Genomic DNA, 3,645 nt, shown 5'->3' with positions numbered 1-3,645 from the left:
CTTCGAGATAACGCTGAGGTTGATACCCATTCCGAGGGCGTTGATCCCGAGCGCAGGGTTGTAATTCAGCCTCGTTAAGACTGGTTGATTTCAAGGGGATGCTTAATGCATCCCCTTTCTTTTTGTCTGTCCTGACTGGACTTCACGTATCGTGGTTTTCAGTCAGCGGTTTTTGAAAGGATGTGTTATTGCTCATGCGCGCCGTTCGTACAATTGATCTCAAAGATATTGAGATTGGGCAGGATAGGTACGATCAGCTGCTCTTCTTCTTGAGCACCCTTGTTAATGAGTCTGGTTTGTCGATCTCTAGAGATGAACTTGGGTTGTGTTTGGATCATCTGCTGTACGTGTGCCAGGTTAATGAATATATCAACCTGACTCGTATTACTGATTTAGACGATGCCATTGTTCTTCACATCCTTGACTCTTTGCTTCTCGAATCTTATATTCCAGATTCTGTTGAACGAGTCCTCGATATGGGTACCGGTGCAGGATTTCCGGGTATTCCACTTGCTGCTACAACTGGGCTCGACTATGTCCTCCTAGATTCTGTTGGTAAGAAGATTAATGCTGTGAAAGCATTTGCTGAGAAGCTTCAGCTCGGCAATGTGACTGCTGTTCATAGCAGACTTGAAGATTATGCGCTTGAGGAGCCCGGGCGGTTTGATTTGGTATGTGCTCGTGCTCTCGCATCTATGCCAGTTCTTGTTGAGTATGCTACACCTTTCTTACGTAAGGGCTCCTATCTGATGATCAGCAAGGGTAATCCTGAGCAGTCCGAGGTTGATGCCGGTAATGCAGCTGCAAGCATGTGCGGTCTTGAACTTGTTTCTCATGATGAGTTCGATCTCCCATGCGATCTAGGTCATCGTTCAATCTATTTATATGAGTCCGTGCGGGCTCTAAAGGTTCAGCTTCCTCGTCCTTCTGGCACTGCAAAGAGGACTCCTCTTGCCTAGTTTGCTTAGTTTCACGTGAAACATTTTCATGCCGGCTGTGGGAGCGTCCATAGCCGGCATTTTTGTGATTCGAGTTGTGCGTAATGATGTCTTTCAAGTTAGCGTTGCCGCTCGATCATTTGGGGCGTTTAATTCAAATTGACATGTCTGCAGCTCCATCGCAAGCATTGCGTCAAACTCTAGCTAAAATGCCATTTCGAAATTTTAAGAACCTGCGGTGTTCTGATCATTTCAAACTACCGTGATGTTGCACGGTAGTTTTGCTTGAGCTTGTTATTGTATTTCCATTGCGCGCTGATTCCACAGCTGTTGATGTTGACTCTACTTAGTGTGGTTCAGAATCGATGGTTACCTTTCCAATAATGCTTACTCATTTAAAGTATCAGTATTTGATCGCAATATGGTTGAATCTGTCTACGTATTCGTAGAGGTAGTCGTTTGAGATCGATGTGCGGAACAGCAGAACTCCGTGCTGCGCACTAGTGTATGTCGATATAGTTACTACGAATTGCTACTGTTGACTGATTAAGTCAATTATATCCTTCCTTGTCGAGCTCTTGGGCTATATCGTGTCCATTGATTTCGGATATTCCGGTTATCGCAAGTCTGTAATACAACTGCCTATCATTGCTTGCGCTCTTTGCTTGTACAGCGTATGTTTCACGTGAAACCGATTCAACGGACATCGTTAGAAGCTGCGGAAATGATATATATTATCGGTTTTCATATAATGATGCATGCAATATCCGTTAATTTCTGCTGGACAACAGGAGACTTAGGATGAATGGTGCTAATTCGACATGAATAGTGTTTCTCAAGTCCTGCGATCCTTACACCCTGCCTTCGAATGATATTGAATTTGACTCCGGATTTACAAACTCAGCTAACAGTTGATGCTTTTAGTGAGTGTTTCACGTGAAACCCCCACTAACAACGCTGATGTTAGGTCTATTCTCGACAACGGTGAGCTTGCTGGCTTTCATTTTGGATGGATCACTATCTGACCGATTGTATTCAGTTCCGGAAAATTCTTACGTTGTATCACAATGAATTCTGTTGTTTCACGTGAAACATTGCTGTTTGATTTGCAGTTTCTTGAGCATCTCGTTGGGTGCTGTTGATGCGACCGAAAGATTCGATATTGTCTGAGCATTAATTGGTCCAACATGCTCACAATGAATCGTTGTTCATAATGTTTCACGTGAAACTATGGACTCTTATTGCGTCAATTTTCGGTCTACTGGACAAGCATGCTACAAAGTAGCGGCCAGTAATCTAAATGACTTGCTCGTAAGATTGGTTTGTGTGTCATTGCTGAGGGTATTGATCCGTTTGTTGTTTTAAGGCTTTTGGAACAGTGCGTATTAGTAGTTGGCAGCTGTTGTTGCCCGGTTTCGCTTTCCATACGTCAGACTATTGCATTTAGCCTGATATTTGTTGTTGGATGATGATTCATAAAGAAACAGAGTCTAGAATGTGAGATAGTTTCACGTGAAACAATTCATGTTGAACAGGAAAATACAGGTTAGGAGCGGTGCGTGACCTATAAAGACGTAAAGCGATCCAAGGCTGAGAAGGATACGCGCATAATTGCGATTATCAATCAAAAAGGTGGCGTTGGAAAGTCGACTACAGCAGTAAACCTTGCCGCTGCCCTCGGTGATCAAAACAAAAAAGTCCTGATTGTTGATTTTGACCCACAGGGAAACACGACGAGCGGATTTGGAATCGACAAGGAGCAGCTTTCGCAATGTGTCTATGATGCAATCCTGAACGATGTACCTGCAGAGGAGATCATTCAGGATACTCCTTGCAAGCGCGTGTTTGTGGTTCCGGCAACGATTCAGCTTGCTGGCGCAGAAATCGAGCTCGTAAGCGCCATTGCACGTGAGACGCGTTTGAAAGATATGATAGATCCGATTCGTGATGAGTTCGATTTCATCTTTATCGATTGTCCGCCTTCGCTCGGCCTGCTTACGATTAATGCGCTTGCTGCAGCGGATAGCGTGCTCATTCCGATTCAGTGCGAATACTATGCTCTTGAAGGCGTGACAAAGCTTCTTGAATCTATGCGCATGGTTAAGGGTCGGATCAATAAAACCTTGGATACATTCGGAATCCTGCTCACGATGTACGATTCACGCACTTCTCTCTCGAATCAGGTTGTTGAGGAAGTCCGCAATTACTTTGGTAACTTGACGTTTAAGACGTTGATTCCGCGCTCAGTAAAGATTTCCGAGGCTCCTTCCTATGGTCTTCCGGTTACGAAGTATTCTCCATCCAATAAGGGTGCGCGAGCATATGTGAGTCTTGCAAGGGAGGTGATCCGTCGTGCCTAGTCCGAAGAAGAAACCAGCTCTTGGTCGTGGTCTTGGTTCTTTGATGGGCGAAGCTCAGTCAGAGACAGGCTTTAGCGCTTCAGCGGATCAGAAGCTGTCTGTTGATGAGATTAAACCAAATCCAAATCAGCCTCGTACCCACTTCAATGAGACCGAGCTTGAGGAACTGAGTGAATCGATTCGCGAGCATGGGGTGCTTCAACCTCTCTTGGTTCGCAAAAAGGGTTCCTTCTACGAGATCATTGCTGGCGAGCGAAGGTATCAGGCATCGCTGATGGCTGGGCTTACTGAGCTTCCGGTGATTATTAAGGATGTTGATGACCAGACGGTTATGGAGATTGCTCTGA

General features: G+C 45.0%; 3 protein-coding genes. All 3 read left to right on the top strand.

Going from position 1 to position 3,645, the window contains the following annotated elements:
- The first annotated feature begins 182 nt into the window (after nucleotides 1–182).
- On the top strand, nucleotides 183–959 hold the full coding sequence (gene rsmG, locus I2E26_RS08675; protein WP_370551480.1) for a 16S rRNA (guanine(527)-N(7))-methyltransferase RsmG: 777 nt from the start codon (nucleotides 183–185) through the stop codon (nucleotides 957–959).
- A gap of 1,538 nt (nucleotides 960–2,497) precedes the next feature.
- Nucleotides 2,498–3,298, top strand: coding sequence for a ParA family protein (locus I2E26_RS08670; protein WP_195420405.1), 801 nt, complete (start codon nucleotides 2,498–2,500; stop codon nucleotides 3,296–3,298).
- The coding region (locus I2E26_RS08665) for a ParB/RepB/Spo0J family partition protein (protein ID WP_370551479.1) at nucleotides 3,291–3,645 on the top strand (355 nt) is incomplete at its 3' end. The genes I2E26_RS08670 and I2E26_RS08665, both read left to right, overlap by 8 nt.

Origin of the sequence: Collinsella sp. D33t1_170424_A12, from assembly GCF_015554865.1 — a bacterium.
Taxonomy (GTDB): Bacteria; Actinomycetota; Coriobacteriia; order Coriobacteriales; family Coriobacteriaceae; genus Collinsella.
This window is presented reverse-complemented; position numbering and strand designations above follow the sequence as displayed.